Genomic DNA, 19,755 nt, shown 5'->3' with positions numbered 1-19,755 from the left:
CGGGTCGAGAGCCGCTTCGGGTTCGGAGCCCACGGTGGTGGCGTGTGGGGCGCGGCGGGCGCGCGGCGGTCGTGGCTACCGGCCGCCGACCGTCAGCGGCGGCCGTCCCACGGGCGCCGGGCCTGTCGACGCGCCCGGAACGAGGGTGCATGCGATGCGCACCTGCGTGGGCGGGGCATCCCGGCCTTCCAGGCGGTCGATCAGCGCCTCCGTGGCGAGTCGCCCCAGTTCGGAGCCCGGCGCGTCATAGGTGCTCAGTGCCGGATCGGTGAGCGTCGCCAGCGACGTGGAACTGGCGATGCCGGCGACCGAGACATCCTGTGGAACTCGTATGCCGCGATGGCGCAGGCCGTTCACCAGCGCGAACGTGGCGTCGTCGTGCATGCCGATCACGGCCGTGGTCTGCGGTGCTCGCCGGGCGATCTCGTCGGTGATCGCGAGAATGGATGCCCGCTCCTGCGGCACGCGGAACAGCGCGCCGTTCAGTCCCGTGCTCCGGATCGCCTCCTCGAACGCCTGCTCGGCGCGCACCGGAGGCGCGTAGCCGGCCAGCGGCGTGTTCGAGAGGTCCTCGATGATGAGGCTGATGTCGTGGTGCCCGAGTGCGGCGAAGTCATCCACCGCCTGCTCGACCGATCGCTCGAAGTCGATGTCGACGTAATCGATGCCGTCGAGATCCCTGGTGCGACCGATGAGCGCGAACGGGGCACCGGCCTGCTGCAGGTGCGCCACACGCTCGTCTTCGAGCTGCACCTCCATGAGCAGCACGCCGTCGGCGAATCCGGCCTGGATGAGCGAGGCGATCTCGGCGGAGACGTTGTCGCTGTGGATCGGCCACAGCACGAGGTTGTAGCCGCGTTCCTCGGCGGCGGTGGCGGCGGCATCCACGAACGAATGGTGGTGCCGATGATCGAGGAGCGGATAGATCAGCGCGATCACGCGCGACTTGCGGCTGGCGAGTGCTCGTGCCATGGAGTTGCGCCGGTAGCCGAGTTCATCGATCGCGCGCAGCACGCGGGTCCGCGTCTCAGGAGTGACGGGCTTCGTGTTGTTGACCACGAACGACACGGTGGAGATCGAGACGTTGGCGTGGTCCGCCACCTGCTGCATCGTGACCACGGGCACTGCCTCTCTTGCTCTGCTGCTGACTCGCTGTGCTGCTGACGTGCGTCGCACGCTGACTCGCGTCGCACTGCTGACGTGCGTCGCACTGCTGACGTGCGTCGCGTTACTGACTCGCGGCAAGTATCGCACCGAGTCGTGCTGAATTTGGTTAAGCGCTTGACTTTGCTCGTCGACCGTGTCCAGAATGCCTGAAAGCACTTGCCGGAGGTCCTCCCCAGAACATCCGGCTCTTCTTTTGATCTGCCGGTCAAGCGCTTGACCTGTCGTTGAACGATGGCGGGGGATCGCCGTCTTGAGGCGGCACAACTCGCCCTCGAACGATGGCGGGGATCGCCGTCATGAGACGGCCACAAACTCGCCGTCGGGTGATGGCGAAGACCTTCTGAAAGAAGCAAAGGAGCTCACTCGTGAAGAAGTCACGCATCGTCGCGGCGATCGCCGGGGCGGCTGTCGTCTCGTTGTCGCTGGCGGCCTGCTCGTCGGGGTCCGGCGGCTCGGGCGGCAAGCAGACGCTCACCATCGAGGACTACTACTCCTCGAATCCGAGCATGAGCGGGTACAACTCGGTCTACAAGGACTGCGGCACTCAGATCGGAGTCAAGGTCAACCCGGTGCACGTGGCGGGCGCATCGTTGATTCAGAAGGTGCTGCAGCAGGCATCCTCGAAGACGCTGCCCGACGTGCTCATGCTCGACAACCCCGACGTGCAGCAGATCGCGGCATCTGGTGCGCTCACCCCGCTGAAGAACTACGGCGTCAGTGCGCCGAAGGGCGACGTGCCGGCCGTGGTGAAGGCCGGCACCTACCAGGGCCAGTTGTACGGACTCGCGCCCGTGATCAACTCGATCGCGCTCTACTACAACGTCGACATGCTCAAGGCTGCCGGCGTCACACCGCCCAAGACGTGGGACGAGCTGAAGGCTGCGGCTCTGAAGCTGACCGACCAGGGCAAGGGCGTGTACGGGTTCGCGATGAGCAACATCAACACGTACGAGGGCACCTGGCAGTTCCTGCCGTTCTTCTGGACGAACGGCGGCAACGAGAAGAACATCGACACCCCTGCTGCGGCGCAGGCGCTGCAGTTCGACGTCGACCTGCAGAACGACGGGTCGATGTCGAAGAGCTCGGTGAACTGGAGCCAGCAGGATGTCAACAACCAGTTCGTCGCAGGCAAGGCCGCGATGATGATCAACGGTCCGTGGCAGTTGCCTGTGCTGGGCGCGACGAAGGGCCTCAACTTCGCCAGCGTGCCGATTCCGACGCGCACCACGTCGCAGAAGGTCGTCTCCCCGCTCGGCGGCGAGACCTACAACGTGCCCAACACCGGCGACAAGACCAAGATGGGCCTGGCCGGCAAGTTCGTCGAGTGCCTGAACACGCCAGCGACGCAGCTCAAGATCGCGAAGATCTCGGGCAACGTGCCTTCCGATGAGACTTCGGCCGCCACGTGGGCGAAGTCTCATCCGCAGGTCGAGTCCTTCGTCGAGACCGTGAAGACCGCTCGCGCACGCACGGCGGAGCTGGGTCCGAAGTGGCCGACGGCCGCGACGGCGATCTACACGGCCGTGCAGCTGGCGCTGACCGGCAAGGCGAGCCCGCAGGCCGCTCTGCAGCAGGCGCAGGCGCAGAACAAGTAGGCCGACTCCGTGGCCGGCGCGATCCTGCCGGCCACGGACATCCGATCATGCGAAGGAGCGTGAGATGACCTCAGTGGATGCGGGCCTCGAGCGAAGCACGGCCGGCGCGAAAGGAGGCGGGCGGGCGCCTGGGCGCAGGCCGCGCGTGAGCCGCTACCTGACCAGGTGGCTGTTCGTCGCCCCCGCGATCCTGTTCGTGCTGGTGTTCTTCGGCTACCCGATCGTGCAGAACGTGGTGATGTCGCTGCAGCACTACACGACTGCCACCTTCTACACCGGTGAGGCGCCGTGGGTGGGGATCGCCAACTACGTCAGCGTCTTCAGCAACCCGGTCTTCGCGACCACCGTTGTCAATACGGTGCTGTTCACGATCGGTTCGATCGTTCTGCAGTTCGGCATCGGGCTCGCGCTCGCGCTCTTCTTCAAGCGGCACTTCCCGCTCAGCGGATTCCTGCGCTCGCTTCTGCTGCTTCCGTGGCTGATTCCGCTGATCGCCTCGGCCGCGGTGTGGAAGTGGATACTCGACCAGGGCAGCGGCGCGCTGAACCAGTTCCTGGCCGTCTTCGGCGTGCATCCGGTGCCGTGGCTGGTCAGTCCGAGCCTCGCGCTGGTCGCCGTCATCGGAGTGAACGTGTGGCTAGGGATCCCGTTCAACACGACGATCCTCTATACCGGCCTTCAGGCCGTGCCGGAGGAGCTGTACGAGGCGGGGGCGCTCGATGGGGCGACCGGCTGGAAGGCGTTCTGGCACATCACGTGGCCGAGCATCCGTTCCGTCGTGAGCGTCGTGATCGTGCTCGGGGTGGTGTACACGCTGAAGGTGGTGGACATCATCCTGGGCCTCACCGGCGGCGGGCCGGCGAACTCCACGCAGACGCTGGCCACCTGGGCCTATCAGAACTCGTTCGTGCAGTTCGCGTTCGGGCAGGGCGCCGCGATCAGCAACGTGCTGATCGTCGTGTCGCTGCTGTTCGCGATCGTGTACCTCTACATGAACCGCAAGGGGGTCGACGAATGACCGCGACACTGGCGTCAGTGCTGCCGGCGGGTGCGCGCACCGAGCACCGCAAGCACCGCCGCACGTGGCCCATGACGGTGCTGGGCATCGTCTTCCTGGCCATCATGGTGTTCCCGGTGTACTGGATGATCAACAGCAGCCTGCAGGGCAACTCCGGCGCCGCGAACACGGACTGGTTCCCGATCCATCCCACTTTCGCCGGGTACGAGCAGGCCTTCCAGCAGCAGGGCGCCAACCTCGTGACGAGCCTCATCGTCGCGATCAGCTCGGTCGTGCTCACGCTCATCGTGGCCACCCCCGCCGCGTACGGGCTCGCGCGCTTCCGCATGAAGGGGATGACCGTGTTCGTCTTCGTGCTGCTGATCACGCAGATGATCCCGACGATCGTGATCGCGAACGCGCTGTACGCGCTGTTCAACGACTGGGGCCTGCTCAACTCGTACATCGGCCTCATCCTGGCCGACAGCGCCGCGCAGATCCCGTTCGCGATCATCCTGATGCGGGCGTTCATGTCATCCATTCCGCAAAGCCTCGTCGAGGCGGCGCTCGTTGACGGCGCGAACAACTTCAGGGCATTCCTGTCGATCGTCGTACCGATCAGCAAGAACGCGATCATCACCGCCGCGCTGTTCACGTTTCTCGGCGCGTGGGGCGACTTCCTGTTCGCCCTGACGCTGACGAGCACGCCCGCCGTGCGACCCATCACCCTCGGCATCTACAACTACATCGGGGCCAACGTGTCGCAATGGGGCCCGGTGATGGCCACCGCCGTGATCGCGTCGATCCCCGCAGGCGTTCTGCTCGTCCTCGCGCAGAAGTACATCGCCGCCGGGGCGCTCGGCGGCGCCATCAAGTAGCCGGTCAGCGAGCATCGCTGCCCGCCGAACGCGTAGTCATCAGGGCCGCCCTTCACGAGTCGGCCATCGACCACTCCGCCACCCACCAGTCCGCCATCCACGAGTCGGCCACCCACCAGCCCGCCATTCACCAGCAGGAGAGAAACATGAACACCACCGCATCCGCCCCGCTCCGGGTCGTCGTCTGGGGAGAGAACCGCCACGAGCAGGTAGAGCAGCACGTCGCCGAGCTCTATCCCGACGGCATGCACAACGCCATCAGGGCGGGCATCGAGGAGAATCTCGGCGATTCGGTCTCGGTCTCGACGGCGCTTCTCGACGACCCGGAGCACGGGCTCACCGAGGAGCGGCTGGCGCAGACCGATGTGCTCACCTGGTGGGGCCACGCCGCGCACGCGGAGGTCTCCGATGAGGTGGTCGAGCGTGTGCACCGGCACGTGCTGGAGGGCATGGGGCTGGTCGTGCTGCACTCCGGGCACTGGTCGAAGATCTTCCAGAAGCTGATGGGCACGACGTGCACGCTGCGCTGGCGCAGCGAGAACGACCGCGAGCTGGTGTGGACGGTCGACCCGACGCATCCGATCGCGCAGGGCGTGCCGCATCCGATCGAGATCCCGCAGCAGGAGATGTACGGGGAGCAGTTCGATGTGCCGCGGCCCGACGAGATCGTCTTCATCAGCTCGTTCAGCGGAGGAGAGGTGTTCCGCAGCGGCATCACCTACCGTCGCGGCAACGGCAAGATCTTCTACTTCAGCCCCGGCGACCAGGACTTCCCGGTGTATCACCACAAGGACGTGCGTCGCGTGATCGCGAACGGAGTCGCGTGGGCGGCATCCGATCGTTCGAGCAGGGCCCTGCCGACCCTCTTGCGGTACGAGTCGGGCGACTTCTTCAACGGGCGCGGATACCAGGGCGCGCTGCACAACAACGACGGCCGGCCCGACGACCAGAACAGCGACGACGCGGCATGAGCGGCTTCGAACGGGTCACCGGTGAGGGGCCGCTGCGGGTCGTGCTCGTCGGTGCGGGGAACATGGGACGGGCATGGATGCGCGTGCTCGGCGAATCGCCCGACGTCGCGCTGGTCGGCCTGGTCGACCTCGACCTCGACCTGGCCCGTCGTGCCGCGGCCGAGCGCGGGCTCGATGTCGTTGTCGGCGCGGTGCTCGCCGAGGTGGTGACCGCCTCGCGCGCGCAGGCTGTGATCGACGTGACCGTGCCGCCCGCGCACCATGCGGTGAATACTGAGGCGCTCTTTTTGGGGCTTCCTGTGCTCTGCGAGAAGCCGATCGCGCCGACCGTCGCCGAGACGCTGTCACTGATCGCCGCCGAGGAGGTGTCGGGGCAGCTGCTGATGACGAGTCAGTCCCGGCGCTACTATCCGCAGCTGGCGCAGTTGAAGGCCGTGACGGCAACTCTCGGTGACATCGGCATCGTCACCACCGAGTTCTTCAAAGGCCCGCACTTCGGCGGCTTTCGCGATGAGATGGAGCATCCGCTGCTCGTCGACATGGCGATCCACGCCTTCGACGTGGCCCGTTACCTGCTCGACGCCGACCCGATCTCGGTCGACTGCCGCACGTTCAACCCGCAGTGGAGCTGGTTCCGCGGCGATGCCGCGGCGTCCGCGACATTCGTCTTCGCCGGCGGAACCCGGTTCTCGTACACCGGAAGCTGGTGCAGCCAGGGCCTGGAGACGTCGTGGAACGGCTCCTGGCGGGTCAGCGGGGCGCGGGGCAGCGCCACCTGGGACGGTGAGGGTGCCCCGAGGGTGGAGTACTCGGATGGCGGCGGTACTGAGCCCGCCAATGTTCCGGGCTCGCGGTCCGAGATCGCGGGCGCGCTCGACGAGTTCGTCGAAGCGCTCCGAACCGGCACGCCGCCATCGGGCGATGTGCACTCCAACGTGCACAGCCTGGCGATGGTGGAGGCCGCGGTGCGCTCGGCCGCGGAAGAGCGCACCGTGCTTCTGGCCGACGTGCTCGATAATGCCTACGCGCAGGCGCTCGCCGCAGAGCAGCGCGACGACGTGCGGGCAGCCCTGTCTGCCTGGGGATCGGCCGCCGCGAGGCTCACGCCTACCGCCGCCTGACCGTCCGTCCCGCAGAAGGCGCGCATCCCCCTTCCTCGAGGGTGCGCGCCCTTTTGCACGTTCAGGACCGGGCCGGTCCCTTATCCGGGTGACACCGGTCGCATCTTGACGAAGAGGCCCATTACCTTTTATGGTCGTCGAAGCGGTTCGATTAATTCGACTGCTTCAACGCGATCCGATGATCGGGCTTCGAGCCGCTGCCGGACTCGCGTGTCGGACCGACCGGCCCACGAAGGAGTGAGATGCAGCGGGATCAGGGATCAGGGCACCATGCGGCGCCGATCGCCACGCCGAAGGCCGGCGCACGGTGACCACGCAAGCGGTACTCCAGGAAGCGGCCTCATCTGAGATCGTGCACGGCAAGCGGCCCAAGGCATCCAGGGTCGAGCGACGCAAGGGCGGCAAGAAGTCGTTCACGATGTTCCTCTGCATCGCGCCGCTGCTCGTGCTGGTCTTCGTGTTCTCCTACCTGCCGCTGTACGGCTGGATCTTCTCCCTGTACGACTACCAGCCGGCGCTCGGACTCAAGGGCAGCGCGTTCGTGGGGCTGCAGTGGTTCCAGATGCTGGTGAGCTCGCCGACGCAGATGGCACAGATCGGGCAGGTGCTGATCAACACGCTGGCGATGAGCTTTCTGGGCATCCTCACCTCGTTCCTGCCGATCCTGTTCGCCGTCTTCCTCAACGAGGTCAAGGCGCCGTGGTTCCGCAATGTCGTGCAGACGCTGACGACGCTGCCCAACTTCATCTCGTGGGTGCTCGTCTACATGATCGCGTTCTCGTTGTTCTCCAGCTCTGGCCTGGTGAACAGCGTGCTCACGGACTCCGGCATCATCACCACACCGATCAAATTCCTCGACTCCGGCTCCCACGTATGGCTCACGATGCTGCTCTGGAGCCTGTGGAAAGGCCTCGGCTGGGGCGCGATCATCTACCTCGCCGCCATCACGGGCATCGACCCTGCCTTGTACGAGTCGGCCAAGATCGACGGCGCCGGCCGGTTCCAGCTGATGCGCCACATCACGATCCCGCAGCTCATGCCGACGTACGTGGTGCTGCTGATGCTGTCGGTCGCGAACCTGCTCAACAACGGCATGGATCAGTACTACGTGTTCCAGAACGCCTTCAACATGCAGCACATCCAGGTGCTCGACCTCTACGTCTACAACGTCGGCATGACGGGCAACAACCTGTCGCTGGCGACGGCGATCGGCATGCTCAAGAGCCTGATCTCCGTCATCCTGCTCGTCTCCGTCAACATCATCGCCAAGCGTGCCCGCGGCACCTCGATCATCTAGGACAACCGTCATGGCTATGGCAACGGATGCCGTCACCGGCACGGATTCCCGCACTCGCCCGTCTCGCCCCAAGCGCCCCATCCACGTGCGGCGCACCACGGGGGAGAAGGTCTTCAGCTGCCTGAACTACCTCGTGTTCGTGCTGTTCGCGCTGATCTGCGCCTACCCGTTCTACTACCTGATCATCAACTCGGTCAGCGCGAACAACCTCTCGGCACTCGGCGACGTGCGGTTCTTTCCCGTCGGATTCCACCTGTCGAACTACGCGCAGGTGTTCCAGCTGCAGGGGCTCACGCTCGCGACCGCGGTGAGCGTCGCCCGCACCGTGCTGGGCACGGCGGGCACCGTGCTGGTCTCGGCGTTCCTCGGGTTCATGTTCACCCAGGAGCGCATGTGGGGCAGAGCCTTCTGGTACCGCTTCACGGTCATCACGATGTACTTCAGCGCAGGCCTCATCCCGGTGTTCCTGATCATCAAAGGACTCGGGCTGACCAACAATTTCTGGGTCTACGTCATCCCGTATCTTGTGCAGCCGTTCAACGTCATCCTCGTCAAGACGTTCGTGGAGTCGATGCCCCGCTCGATGCAGGAGGCAGCGGAGATGGACGGCGCGAACATCTTGCAGGTCTTCTTCCGTGTCTACCTGCCGAACATGACGCCCATCCTCGCCACAGTGGCGATCTTCTCCGCCGTGGCGCAGTGGAACATGTTCCAGGACACCCTGATCTACATCACCGACCAGAGCCTGTACACGCTGCAGTACCTGCTCTACATGTTCATCAACCAGGCGAACAGCCTCGCTCAGGCGGCCCAGAATGCGGCAGGCGGCAACCTCAGTTCCATCGCCAACTCCGCCACCTCGCAGACGCCCACGTCGATCCAGATGACGGTTGCCGTGGTTGTCGTTCTGCCCATCATCTTCATCTATCCCCTGTTCCAGCGCTTCTTCGTGAAGGGCATCATGCTCGGCGCCGTCAAAGGTTGACGGTCGCCTCAGCGCACCAAGAAAGGAATGCAGCAATGAAGCGGAGAGAGTTCCTGGCACTGGCGGGCATCGGGGCGATAGCCACGATGACGCTGTCGTCGTGCTCCCTGATGGACGGCAGCTCAACGCCGTCGGGCGACTCGACGGGTGCCTTCCCCGCCACTTGGAAGAAGCCGATCACCCTCGACGTCTTCGACGACCTCGCGAACTACCAGGGAACTCAGACCGGCTGGTTCGCGAAAATGGTCCAAGACAAGTTCAACATGAAGCTCAACGTCATCGCCCCTAACGTGGCGGGCGGCGGCGAGACGCTGTTCAACACCCGCTCGGCAGCGGGCAGCCTCGGCGACCTCGTCGTGCTCGGGTCGTCGCAGCACCTCGACGAGGCGTTGAAGGGCGGGCTGCTGATGGACGCCTCGAACTACTACAAGAACATGAAGAACGCTGCCGGCTACGACACGGCCGTGCAGTACACCAACAAGGGCAAGAAGGGCACGTTCGCCTTCCCCACCTCGGTGTCGAAGCTGAAGCCGACGCAGTCCTCGGAGAGCACCGAGCCCACGTTCGGGCCGTATCTGCGCTGGGATCTGTACGGCAAGGTGGGCTTTCCGAAGATCGACACGCTCGAAGATCTGATCCCGGTGCTGACCGACATGCAGAAGTCCGCACCGAAGGCATCCAACGGAAAGCCGGTCTACGGCCTCTCCCTGTTCAAGGACTGGGACGGCAACATGATGAACAACGCCAAGCAGCCAGCCTGCTACTACGGCTTCGACGAGATGGGCTTCGTGCTCGCGGCGGCCGACGGTTCCTCCTACGAGAGCATCGTCGACTCCGACTCGCACTACGTTCGGTCGCTGCGCTTCTTCAGCAAGGCGAGCCAGGCCGGCCTCGTCGACCCGGACTCGCCGACGCAGAACTACTCGACCATGTATGCCAAGTATCAGGCGGGGCAGGTGCTATTCGCATTCTGGCCATGGCTTGCCCAGCCCGCCTACAACACCACGGCCGACATGGCCGAGGGGCGCGGTTTCGAGATCGCGCCGCTCAAGGACATGAAGATCTTCTCCTACGGAGCCGAGGTCTACGGCAACAGCAACTACTCACTCGGCGTCGGCGCGAAGGCGAACGACCCGGAGCGCGTCGCTGCGTTCATCGACTGGCTGTACTCCGTCGACGGGGTATACGCCAACGGTGCGCAGACCGGGTCTGCTGCCGGCCCCAAGGGTCTGACCTGGGACCTCGACTCGTCGAAGAAGCCGGCCCTGAACGCGTTCGGGCAGGATGCCTTCCTCGGCGGGTCGACCAAGGAGGTTCCCTCCAGCTGGGGCACCGGCACGTTCGCGAAGGGAGTCTCTGCGCTGAACGTGACGCTGGTCACCGCCGTGGACAAGGACCCGTCGACCGGATACTCGTTCGCCTACCAGATGTGGCCCAGCTACCAGAAGCTGGTGTCCAATCCGCTGACGAAGAGCTGGTCGTCGCACATGGGCGGGGCGGCCACGACCATGGACTACCTGCGCGAGAACCACAAGATCATCGTGGCGCCGGGCTCGGGCTACGTCGCCCCCGCCGATGACTCCGAGACGCAGACGCTGCGCAACCAGATCAAGGCGGTCATCGTCGCGGACTCGTGGAAGATGTCCATGGCCACCAGCACCTCGCAGTTCGACTCGCTGCTCAAAGACATGCAGAACACGGTCAACGGCCTCGGTTACGCCAAGGTGCTGAAGATCGACATGGAGCACGCCAAGGCGCAGAACGCCTCGCGCCTGGCGGTGGCGAAGAAGTTCGGCTGACCTGCTGAAGAGCTCGCCTCGGCGGGGTGGATTGGGGCCACCCAACCGCGCGATCGGCCGGAAATCGAGGGATCCGCCGCATGGAAGCATCCATTCCGTGCGGCGGATCGTTCGTCTTCCGGCGGACCGTTCGCTTTCGCGGCGGCCGGGCTCAGGATGCCTGCGCGTGCCGCGCGAAAACGCTGCGGAGCAGGAAGCCGGCGGTGTAGGCGCCGACCGAGAAGCCGATCGTGGCGATGACGATCACGAAGGCGGGGAACACCGCAGCCAGGCTCACCGCGGTCGCCGGGACGATCACCAGCACGAAGGTGCGCCACGACTCGGCCACTGGCAGCAGCATCGCGTTCTTCAGCGTCTGGCGCAGGCTGCTCTCGAAGCGGCCGACCAGAGCGGTGCCGTAGAGGAAGGCGGCGAAGAAGTACAGCACGCCGATGAGGGCGACCACCACGGCCGCGATGGAGACGGCGCTGCCGCTGAACGCCCAGAAGAGCCCGCTGAAGGCGAGCACCAGCGCGGGCAGCGCGAAGCAGGCGAACACGACAGTGCCGCGGCGGGCATCCGTCTTCAGAGCACGGAAGTAGTCCCGCACGAGACCTCCGCCCTCCTCGTCGGAGTACCGGATAGTCACCTCGAACAGCGCGCTCGTGGCCATGCCGATCGTGACGACGGGAATGCAGGTGACGATGAACAGAACGTTCAGCACGACGAACGACACGAATGTCGAAGCGCCCTGCATCGCCCTGCTGTCGTGGTCGAGCCTCATGGCTTGGGCCGGCGCTTCGTCTTCGCGGGCGCCGCGGTCATCGTGCGCACCGTCAGTGTGGGTGCGATCAGGCGCACCCCGGGAGGTGTGCCTCCGTCGATCAGCTCGCAGATCACATCCGCTGCTGCTGCGCCCATCGCCTCGGCCGGCACGGCGATGCTGTCCACCGGCCCTGGCACGGAGAGCGCGACGTCTTCAGGGCAGAGCGCGACGATCGACGGCGCGCTCGGCGTGTGCTTGCCGGTCTCGACGAGCCGCGCGTACACGTGCGGCAGCGCGCCCTCGTTGTGCACCAGGAACCCGGTGATCTGCGCATCCTCTGCCACCACCGCGTCGACGACATCGGCCGCCTCGGCGTTGCTCGGGCAGGGGTGGATGCTGCCGGTCATGCCCGACGCCGCGCATGCCGCGACAAATCCGCGTGCGAGCCGATCCGCGTACGAGGTGTGCCTCGCCATCACCTCGGCGGGAGAGCCGATCAACGCCACCCGGCCGTGTCCCTGGGCCTTCAGGCGGTCCACCGCGAGCCAGCCCGCCTCCTCGAAGTCGAAGTCGACGCACGGGATCGTGCGACGCCCCTCGGGCAGACCGATCAGCACGCTCGGCTGTTCGAGATTCGAGAGCACGGCGATGCGCGGGTCGTCGGATTCGATGTCCATGAGGAGCAGCGCATCGACCATCGATCCCTTTGCCGCGCGCTCCATGCCGCGCGCGTCGTCGCTGGTCAGCAGCAGAATGTCGTAGCCTCGCGTTCGCGCGCGGGCGACGACGCCGGTGACGACTTCCATCACTACGTGCACGTCGACTCCGGTGCGCAGCGGAATCTGCAGACCGATCACACTTGTAGAGCGGGATGCCAGCGAGCGCGCTCCGGCGTGCGGGCTGAACCCGAGCGACGCGATGGCGCGCTCAACGCGCTTGCGCGTCTCGGGGGAGATCGTCCGTTTGCCGCTCATGACGTACGACACGGTCGAGATGGAGACGCCGGCTTCTTCGGCGACGTCCGCGATCGTGACCATCGGTCTTTCCGCCTTCTCTGTCGTGCTTTCAGGAATGGGCGCGAAGGCGTTTCGACACCGCGTGGACACGACTCGCCTGCATCTTATAAGGTCACAGTGGTGAAGCGCTTCGACGATGCGGCACAGCGGATGCCCGGACAGACCCCCGAGAGGAGTCGTCGCTCCGCCGCGGGCTTCGCGACACTCGTACGCGAGCGCGGGCTGCTCTTCGGCGGCGACTACAACCCCGAGCAGTGGCCACGCGAGACGTGGGCCGAAGACGTTCAGTTGATGGCCCGGGCGGGCGTGAACCTGATCACCATCGGCGTCTTCAGCTGGTCCACCATCGAACCGACACCGGGCGAGCGTCGGTTCGAATGGCTCGACGAGGTGCTCGACCTGCTGCACGGCGGCGGGATCGCGGTCGACCTCGCCACGCCGACGGCCTCGCCGCCGCCGTGGCTGGGCATGCGGCATCCGGAGACACTGCCCGTGAACCGCGACGGGGTGCGCCTGGTCGCAGGGTCGCGCAACCACTACTCGCCGGCATCCGTCGTGTACCGCGAGCACGCTCTGGCGATTGCTCGCGACCTGGCGGAGCGGTATGCGCGGCATCCGGCCGTTCGCCTCTGGCACGTGGGCAACGAGTACGGCGAACTCGACTATGGCGACGAGGCAGCGCGCGAGTTCCGCGCCTGGCTCCAGCGGCGGTACGGCACGATCGGGGAGCTCAATGCGGCGTGGGGCACCGCCGTGTGGTCGCAGGGCTACGGCTCCTTCGACGAGGTGCTTCCACCCAGGAGTGCGCCGTACCTGATCAACCCGGCGCAGTCGCTCGACTTTCGCCGGTACTCCTGCGACCAGCTGCTGGCCTGCTACCGCGAGCAGCGCGACGCCATCCGTGCTGCGGGTGCGACGCAGCCGATCACCACCAACTTCATGGGCTTCTTCCACCATGTCGACTACTGGTCATGGGCCGGTGACGTCGATGTTGTCGCAGACGACCAGTACCCCGACCCGTCGTCTCCCGACGCGCCGAGCGACATCGCGCTTGTACAAGACCTGATGCGGTCTCTCGGCGGCGGACGCCCGTGGCTGCTGATGGAGCAGGCGATCAGTGCCGTCTCGTGGCGGGAGCACAACCTGCCGAAGACATCGGAGCGGGCGCGGTTGGACTCGTTGCAGGCGGTCGCGCGAGGTGCAGACGGCGTGTGCTTCTTCCAGTGGCGGCAGGCGCGCACCGGGCCGGAACGGTTCCACTCTGCGCTGCTGCCGCACGCCGGCGCCGACACCGAGGTGTTCCGCGGCGCAGAACGTCTGGGCGCTGAGCTGAAGCGGCTGCGGCCGGTTGTCGGCGGTCGCATCGACGCGCACGTCGGCATCCTCTTCGACTGGCCATCGTGGTGGGCGGCCGAGGAGCCGGCGCGTCCGACCGAGCGATACGACACGCTCGAGCAGCTGCGCCGCTGGTACCGGGCGCTCTGGCGACAGGGCGTCGCCGCTGAGGTGGTGCGCCCGGGCGCCGAGCTGAGCGGATACGACGTGGTGCTCGTGCCGCACAGCTACCTGATCGAGCCGGATGCCGCCGACGCGCTCCATGATGCCGCCGCACGGGGCGCACACGTGGTCGTCGGGCCGTTCAGCGGGGTCGCCGACGCGAGTGCGGGCATCTTGCAGGGCCGATTCCCCGCACTCCTGCGCGAGCTGGTGGGCGTGAGCGGCGAAGAGTGGATGGCCCTGCCCGACGATCCGACACCGCTCGAGTGTGAAGGCTGGGATGCTGCACCACCCGGGGTGCACTTGGCGAGCGTGCTCGGCGAACGGCTTCGCTCCGACGGCGCCGACGTGCTGGCGACGTTCGGCGCCGGACCGCTTGCCGGGCATCCGGCGATCACGCGGAACCGGCACGGCGACGGGGTCGCCTGGTACCTGGGTGCGGTCGTCTCGGACGAATTGCTCGCCGCGGTGCTTGGGACGGCGCTGCGCGAGACCGGCGTGGAGAACGCGCTCGGAGAGCACGTGATCCCCGGCAAGCCGCTGCCCGACGGGCTGGAAGTCGTGCGACGCGGGCCGGCTCTGTTTCTGCTCAACCACGGTTGCGACGCCGCCGAGCTCGAACTGCCCGCGACCATGCACAACCTGATGACGAACGAACGAACAGACCGCGCCGTGGCGATTGCGCCCGGTGCGGCCCTGGTGCTGATCGAAGGGCGCACTACGTGAAATTCACCGATGGATTCTGGCTCACGCGGCCCGGGCTGAAGCCGCTGTACGCAGTCGACGTCGACGACATCCGAGTCGACGAGACGACAGGGACGATGACCGTCTACGCGCCGACGAAGCCGATCAGGCAGCGGGGCGACACGCTCAACCTCGCGATGCTGACCCTCACCTTCTCCTCGCCGATGGCCGGGGTCATCAAGGTGCGCGTTCAGCGGCACGCAGGGGGTGTGCATCGCGGGCCGGACTTCGAGAAGTTCGAGGATGCATCCTTCCGCCCCTCGATCTCGATCGACGATTCCACCGGCGTGCTCGTCTCGGGTGACCTCAGCGTGCGCGTGTCGCGCGGCGGCGCGTGGCGGTTCGACTTCGAGCACGCCGGCGAGCCGATCACGAGCTCGCTGCCGCGCTCCGTTGGTCACATCAGCGCTCCGGTCAGCGCTCGTACCGGTGGCGACGCAGGTGATGGTACGGACGAGGGCACGTGGGTGCACCAGCAGCTGTCGATCGCGCCGGGCGAGCGTGTGTACGGGCTGGGGGAGCGGTTCGGCGCCTTCATCAAGAACGGCCAGGTGGTCGACACCTGGAACGCCGACGGCGGCACGGCGAGCGAACAGGCGTACAAGAACATTCCGCTCTACCTGACGAGCCGCGGCTACGGCGTGTTCGTCGACGACCCGGGCAACGTCTCGTTCGAGGTGGGCAGCGAGGTCAACTCGCGCGTACAGTTCTCGGTCGCAGGCGAAGCACTGGAGTACTACGTGATCGCCGGCCCCACCCCGAAGGATGTGCTGCGGCGGTACACGGCACTCACCGGCCGGCCGGCCGAGGTGCCTGCGTGGTCATTCGGGCTCTGGCTGACGACGTCGTTCACGGCGAGCTACGACGAGAAGTCGGTGAACGCGTTCGTGGACGGCATGGCCGAGCGCGACATCCCGTTGAGCGTCTTCCACTACGACTGCTTCTGGATGCGCGAGTTCCAGTGGACCGACTTCGAGTGGGATGCCCGCTACTTCCCCGATCCGGAGGGCCAGCTCGCCCGCCTGCACGAGAAGGGCCTGCACATCTCGGCCTGGATCAACCCGTACATCGCACAGCGGTCTGCACTGTTCGCCGAGGCCGCCGACGCCGGCTACCTGCTCAAGCGCAGCGACGGCAGCATCTGGCAGTGGGACCTCTGGCAGGCGGGCATGGGACTGGTGGACTTCACCAACCCGGCGGCCAGCGACTGGTACATCGGCAAGCTGGAGCGCCTGATGGATCAGGGCATCGATGCGTTCAAGACCGACTTCGGCGAGCGGGTGCCGGTCGACGACGTGGTGTGGCACGACGGATCCGAGCCGCGGCGCATGCACAACTACTACGCGAAGCTCTACAACGGCGCCGTGTTCCGGGCGCTTGAGCGGCGCAGGGGCAGGGGCGACGCCATCGTCTTCGCGCGCTCCGCGACGGCCGGATGCCAGCAGTTCCCGGTGCACTGGGGCGGCGACTCGGACTCGTCGTACGCGTCGATGGCGGAGTCGTTGCGCGGGGGTCTGTCGCTGGCGATGTCGGGCTTCGGATACTGGAGCCACGACATCGGCGGCTTCGAGGGCACGCCCGACCCCGGGCTGTTCAAGCGCTGGCTGGCCTTCGGCCTGCTCAGCTCCCACTCCCGGCTGCACGGCTCGGACTCGGTGCGCGTCCCGTGGGCGTTCGACGACGAGTCGGTCGACATCGCCCGCGAGTTCACGAAGCTCAAGATGCGCCTCATGCCCTACCTCGCGAACTCGGCGGCCCAGGCGCATGCAGAGGGCATCCCGATGATGCGGCCCATGGTGCTCGAGTTCCCCGAGGACCGCGGCGGCTTCGACGCCGACTGCCAGTACATGCTGGGCGATGCGTTGCTCGTGGCGCCGGTCTTCACGCCAAGTGGTTCCGTCGAGTACTACCTCCCGGAGGGCTCCTGGACGTCACTACTCGACGGCTCGACACGCGACGGGTTCCGATGGCACGCCGAGCACCACGGCTTCCACTCGCTGCCGCTGCTCGTGCGGCCCGGGACGGTGCTGCCGTTCGGCGGGATGGATGACCGCCCCGACTACGACTGGGCGCACGGCGTCACCCTGCGCTGCTTCGAGCTCCCCGACGGGTACGACACCGTCACGACGGTGCCTGGTCACGACGGCACCGCCGCGACGACGTTCCGGGTGCGGCGGAACGGCGCCGTCGTCACAGCGACGAGCACGGATGCCCGTGCCCCGTGGTCGCTGCAGGCAGGCGGCAGCACCGTGCACGCCGACGGGCCGGGCGAGCTGACGCTGACTATCGGCGAAGGAGACCGAGGAGACCACCGATGACCGACAACGTCGAGGCATTCCGCCGCACAGACCTTCCGCTTGCCGAGCGTGCACGCGACCTTCTGGCACGGCTCACGCGGGATGAACGCATCGCCATGCTGCACCAGGCGGCACCCGCGATCGAGCGGCTGGGCATCCGCCGGTTCCACACCGGATGCGAAGCCCTGCACGGCGTCGCCTGGCTCGGCACGGCGACCACCTTCCCGCAAGCCGTCGGACTCGCAGCAACCTGGGACACCGAGCTGCTGGAGAAGGCCGGGGAGGTCACATCGATCGAGGTGCGCGCCAAGCGCGCCGCGGACCCGTCGGTCGGGCTCAACGTGTGGGCGCCGGTCGTCAACACGTTGCGCCATCCGGGCTGGGGGCGCAACGAGGAGGGCTACTCCGAAGACCCGCAACTCACGGCGCACTTCGGCGCCGCCTATTCGCGAGGGCTCCGCGGCGATCACGAGCGCGTATGGCGCACCGTGCCGACGCTCAAGCACTTCCTTGCCTACAACAACGAGACCGACCGCTCGACGACGTCATCCAACCTTTCGCTACGCACTCTGCACGAGGAGGAGCTGCCGGCGTTTCGCGGCCCCATCGAGTCGGAGGCGGCGGGTGCGATCATGCTCTCCTACAACCGGGTGAACGGCATTGCGGCTCACACGCAGCCCGAACTGGTGTCCGAAGCGCGCAGCTGGGCGGATGGCTCCATCGCGATCGTCTCGGACGCCGGCGCGCCAAGCCTGCTGGTTTCCGCTCAGCGCGAGCAGCCGGATCACGTGGCGGCCACGGCCGCCCTGCTTCGGTCGGGCATGGACTCGTTCACCGACAACGACGCGAACGCCGCGCCGACCATCGGCTACGTGAACGAGGCGCTCGAGGCCGGGCTGCTGAGCATGGACGACGTGGATGCTGCGGTGTTGCGGCTGCTCGAGCTGCGGCTGCGCACCGGCGAGTTCGACGGCGACAAAGACCCGTACGCCATGATCACAGCCGGCGAGCTCGACCGTCTGTCCTCTCGCGAGCTCGCTCGCGAGATAGCCGGCAGCGCGGTGGTCGTACTGCGCAACGACGCAGGCATCCTGCCGCTGGCCGAGCCGATGGCGATCGCGGTCGTCGGGCCGCTCGCCGATGCCGTGCTGATGGACTGGTACTCCGGAACGCCGCCATACGAGTTCGGGCTGGCGGCCGGTCTTGCTGAACGCTATCCGGATGCCCGGGTCGAGATCGCGACGGGTGCGGACACGATCGCATTGCGGTCGGCGTCCACAGGCCGCTACGTGACTGTCGCCGACGACGGATCGCAAGCCTCCGCCGAGGCGGACGCGGTGGGAACACAGTCGGCGCATGGCGCGACGGCGGACGGTGCGACGGCGTTCGAAGTGACGGACTGGGGCGACGGCATTCTCACTCTTCGTTCGCACGCCAGCGGTCGATTCATGACGGGCGCGCACTGGCCGATGCGAGCCGACGCCGTCCAAGTCGGCGAGTGGGTGGTGCACGAGAGCTTCCGACGCCACGTGCACGACGACGGATCGTGGTCGCTGCTGAACCTGGGAACCGGCCGTTGGGTGCGTGTGCTCCGAGACTCCGGGCTGCTGGTGGCAGAGGGCGCGACCGTCGACGACGCCGAGCGGTTCACGGTGCGCACGCTCGTGGCGGGGCAGGATGCCGTTGCCCGCGCCGCGGCATCCGCCGACGTCGTCTTCGTGGCCGTCGGCAACGAACCGCACCTTTCCGGCCGTGAGACGCAGGACCGCCCGCACCTCTGGCTGCCCGAGTCGCAGGCGGAACTGTATCGTGTGGCCCGCGCGGCGAATGCGAACAGCGTGCTCACGGTGATCTCGAGCTACCCGTACGTGCTCCCGGAGGGTGTGAGCGACGCGGCGACCGTCGTGTGGTCGAGCCACGGCGGCCAGGAACTCGGGCGCGGCCTCGCCGACGTGCTCAGCGGGGACCGTGAGCCGCGAGGGCGCCTCGCGCAGTCGTGGCCGGCGCATCCGGATCAGGCGGGCGACCTCTTCGACTACGACACCGCCGGGCAGCAGGCGACGTACCGGCACCAGCCGCGGCCGTACGCCTTCGCGTTCGGGCACGGATGCACGTACTCGAATGTCGTGTACGAGGCAGTCGGTCTGATCGACCCGTCGGTGGCGGCCCCGAAACCGACGCATCGCCACGCCGCATTCGATCCGGCGGACGACGCGGCTCTTGTTCGGGCGGTTGTCGCCGTACGCAACTCGGGAGACCGAGACGCGGAGGAGCTGGTGCAGGTCTACGCGCTGTCGCCTGCCGGGCTGTCGATCGCGGCGCCGCTGCGCATCCTCGTCGCGTATCGGCGGGTTCGGCTGACGCCCGGTGAACGTCGCTCCATCGAGTTCGAGTTCTCGCTCGAACGCCTCGCGGTGTGGGATGGCGCACTGCGCCTCGACGGAGGCCCGAACGACTGGCTGCATGCCGGATCCCTCCGGGTGCAGCCGGGGGCGTACCGGCTGGCTGCCGGGCCCTCGGCGGACGACCTCCCCAGGAGTGCGATGTTCACGGTGACCACGTAGCGAACCCTCCCCTCCCACCACCTGCGAATTCTGGGGCTCGGTGGGAAAATCGACATAGTCCGGCTGGGATGCTCGGGCGTTT

The 19,755-nt window shown here is 66.8% G+C and carries 14 protein-coding genes; 11 read left to right on the top strand and 3 right to left on the bottom strand.

Going from position 1 to position 19,755, the window contains the following annotated elements; all coding sequences use genetic code 11:
- Nucleotides 1–75: 75 nt before the first annotated feature.
- Nucleotides 76–1,125 carry a LacI family DNA-binding transcriptional regulator gene (locus tag ACYVDK_RS04025; RefSeq protein ID WP_460518303.1) on the bottom strand — a complete coding sequence of 350 codons (1,050 nt, stop codon included), beginning with the start codon at nucleotides 1,123–1,125 and terminating at the stop codon, nucleotides 76–78.
- 407 nt (nucleotides 1,126–1,532) lie between these two features.
- Here ACYVDK_RS04025 and ACYVDK_RS04020 point away from each other — a divergent pair, with 407 nt between their 5' ends.
- The 8 genes from ACYVDK_RS04020 to ACYVDK_RS03985 all read left to right on the top strand — a co-directional run bounded on the left by ACYVDK_RS04020 (nucleotide 1,533) and on the right by ACYVDK_RS03985 (nucleotide 10,810).
- Nucleotides 1,533–2,762, top strand: coding sequence for a sugar ABC transporter substrate-binding protein (locus ACYVDK_RS04020; RefSeq protein ID WP_460518300.1), 1,230 nt, complete (start codon nucleotides 1,533–1,535; stop codon nucleotides 2,760–2,762).
- 64 nt (nucleotides 2,763–2,826) lie between these two features.
- Entirely contained in the window at nucleotides 2,827–3,780 is a 954-nt protein-coding gene (locus ACYVDK_RS04015) for a carbohydrate ABC transporter permease (RefSeq protein WP_460518297.1), read from the top strand.
- A complete protein-coding gene (locus ACYVDK_RS04010) occupies nucleotides 3,777–4,637 on the top strand; it encodes a carbohydrate ABC transporter permease (protein WP_460518294.1) in 861 nt (286 codons plus the stop codon). The genes ACYVDK_RS04015 and ACYVDK_RS04010 overlap by 4 nt, the downstream gene beginning before the upstream one ends.
- 146 nt (nucleotides 4,638–4,783) lie before the next feature.
- Nucleotides 4,784–5,608: a ThuA domain-containing protein gene (locus ACYVDK_RS04005; protein ID WP_460518291.1), complete on the top strand. Its 825-nt coding sequence runs from the start codon at nucleotides 4,784–4,786 to the stop codon at nucleotides 5,606–5,608.
- Nucleotides 5,605–6,729, top strand: a complete 1,125-nt coding sequence (locus ACYVDK_RS04000) for a Gfo/Idh/MocA family protein (protein WP_460518288.1) — start codon at nucleotides 5,605–5,607, stop codon at nucleotides 6,727–6,729. The genes ACYVDK_RS04005 and ACYVDK_RS04000 overlap by 4 nt, the downstream gene beginning before the upstream one ends.
- A gap of 307 nt (nucleotides 6,730–7,036) precedes the next feature.
- Complete coding sequence (locus tag ACYVDK_RS03995; protein ID WP_460518285.1) at nucleotides 7,037–8,026, top strand: ABC transporter permease; 990 nt, start codon at nucleotides 7,037–7,039, stop codon at nucleotides 8,024–8,026.
- Between the two features lie 10 nt (nucleotides 8,027–8,036).
- Complete coding sequence (locus ACYVDK_RS03990; protein WP_460518282.1) at nucleotides 8,037–9,011, top strand: carbohydrate ABC transporter permease; 975 nt, start codon at nucleotides 8,037–8,039, stop codon at nucleotides 9,009–9,011.
- A gap of 35 nt (nucleotides 9,012–9,046) precedes the next feature.
- Nucleotides 9,047–10,810 (top strand): type 2 periplasmic-binding domain-containing protein, encoded by a 1,764-nt coding sequence (locus tag ACYVDK_RS03985; protein ID WP_460518279.1) that lies wholly within the window; start codon nucleotides 9,047–9,049, stop codon nucleotides 10,808–10,810.
- A gap of 151 nt (nucleotides 10,811–10,961) precedes the next feature.
- On the opposite strand, the gene ACYVDK_RS03980 is transcribed toward ACYVDK_RS03985, so the two are convergent.
- Together ACYVDK_RS03980 and ACYVDK_RS03975 are read right to left on the bottom strand one after the other, a co-directional pair.
- Entirely contained in the window at nucleotides 10,962–11,573 is a 612-nt protein-coding gene (locus ACYVDK_RS03980) for a DUF624 domain-containing protein (RefSeq protein ID WP_460518276.1), read from the bottom strand.
- Entirely contained in the window at nucleotides 11,570–12,592 is a 1,023-nt protein-coding gene (locus tag ACYVDK_RS03975) for a LacI family DNA-binding transcriptional regulator (RefSeq protein ID WP_460518274.1), read from the bottom strand. The genes ACYVDK_RS03980 and ACYVDK_RS03975 overlap by 4 nt, the downstream gene beginning before the upstream one ends.
- 99 nt (nucleotides 12,593–12,691) lie before the next feature.
- Here ACYVDK_RS03975 and ACYVDK_RS03970 point away from each other — a divergent pair, with 99 nt between their 5' ends.
- The 3 genes from ACYVDK_RS03970 to ACYVDK_RS03960 are packed head-to-tail and all read left to right on the top strand — an operon-like array spanning nucleotide 12,692 to nucleotide 19,673.
- A complete protein-coding gene (locus ACYVDK_RS03970) occupies nucleotides 12,692–14,794 on the top strand; it encodes a beta-galactosidase (RefSeq protein ID WP_460518273.1) in 2,103 nt (700 codons plus the stop codon).
- A complete protein-coding gene (gene yicI / locus ACYVDK_RS03965; protein ID WP_460518270.1) occupies nucleotides 14,791–17,130 on the top strand; it encodes an alpha-xylosidase in 2,340 nt (779 codons plus the stop codon). The genes ACYVDK_RS03970 and yicI overlap by 4 nt, the downstream gene beginning before the upstream one ends.
- Complete coding sequence (locus ACYVDK_RS03960) at nucleotides 17,127–19,673, top strand: glycoside hydrolase family 3 C-terminal domain-containing protein (protein WP_460518267.1); 2,547 nt, start codon at nucleotides 17,127–17,129, stop codon at nucleotides 19,671–19,673. Before yicI ends, ACYVDK_RS03960 begins: the two co-directional genes overlap by 4 nt.
- Nucleotides 19,674–19,755 lie beyond the last annotated feature (82 nt).

It is taken from the genome of Humibacter antri (assembly GCF_054777235.1).
This window is presented reverse-complemented; position numbering and strand designations above follow the sequence as displayed.